Source organism: Streptomyces malaysiensis subsp. samsunensis, from assembly GCF_024519315.1.
In the GTDB taxonomy this organism is placed as follows: Bacteria; Actinomycetota; Actinomycetes; order Streptomycetales; family Streptomycetaceae; genus Streptomyces; species Streptomyces malaysiensis.
The window spans coordinates 1-1,115 of the sequence record NZ_JANIIC010000220.1 but is presented as its reverse complement, the minus strand read 5'-3'; the positions used below and the strand labels follow the sequence as shown (position 1 = coordinate 1,115).

Below are 1,115 nucleotides of genomic sequence, written 5' to 3'. Positions count from 1 at the left end.
CCTAGGGCCCCTACTCATGAAAGAACGCCACCCCCTGAGACATTGGAGCATTGCGGTGGAGCAGTACGCGTCGGCCTCAAACTTCGCGCACATCGTGCAGGCAGGCCGAGACGTGGTGATGCACGGTGAGAATGCGCCGTACAACCTCACAGTGTGGCCGCCGCCCCCGCAAAGGTTGTCGGCCGAGGAGGCACGTGCTCAGCCCAGCCGACTTCTCCGAACCGGGCATGAGATCGTCGAGTTCGTCGGCCGCGAGACCGAACTGGCCACCCTGCGCTCTTGGCGAGAGGGCCACCGAGGACGCCCGCACGTCGTGGTGCGTCTCATCCACGGGCCAGGGGGTCGGGGCAAGACGCGACTGGCCGCTCAGGCCGCCCGTACATGGCGGCAGGACGGGTGGAACGTGTTCCGTGCCAACCCGCGGCCGAACCGTTCGGCTCGTCCGACACGGGAGATCCCGCCGATTGAAGACGCCTCCGGGACACTCGTCGTGGTCGACTACGCGCAGGAGTGGGACGCCGATAACCTGCTCCGGCTCATCCACGACATGTCCTCCCAAGCGTCACCGGTGCTGATACTGCTGCTGGCGCGGTCCGCAGGTGCGTGGTGAGACATCCTCGGATCCCGTGTCCTCAGGAATTTCGGCATCGTTTCAGAAGCACTCCGGCTCGAACCTCTCGTCAGCTGGCCGTCGGATCGAGCACTCCTCTTCTCCGAGGCCGTCCACCAGTTCGCCACCGCTCTCGAGGTCCCTGCACCACCCCTCCCTCGGCCTCCTTCCGGCCTCCAAGACCACAGCCCCTACAACCAGGTGCTGACGCTGCACATGTCCGCGCTGGCCACCGTCCTTGCGGATTCGCGCGCCACCGCCCTGCCCGACGCCCCCGAAAAGCTCTCGGCCTATCTTCTGGCGCGCGAACGCGACCATTGGGCGCGACTGCACGAACGTGGCCTGCTCAAGGCCGATCCGAACGCGATGTCCCAGGTCATCTATATCGCGGCGCTGACGGGGCCTTTATCGTACGTGGAAGGGACATCGGCTCTTGAGGCCGCCCCCGTCGAATTGTGGGAGCACCCGGGAAGACTCATCAAGGACCATGCAGTGTGCTATGCGC

At 65.7% G+C, this 1,115-nt stretch carries 2 protein-coding genes; both read left to right on the top strand.

The genetic code is table 11. From position 1 onward, the window contains the following. A partial coding sequence (locus NQU54_RS48575) for an ATP-binding protein (RefSeq protein ID WP_257636657.1) occupies nt 1–610 on the top strand: 610 nt, incomplete at its 5' end. Nucleotides 611–811: 201 nt separating this feature from the next. Then, nucleotides 812–1,115, top strand: a 304-nt coding sequence (locus NQU54_RS48570) for a hypothetical protein (RefSeq protein WP_257636656.1), incomplete at its 3' end; no start/stop codon positions are given.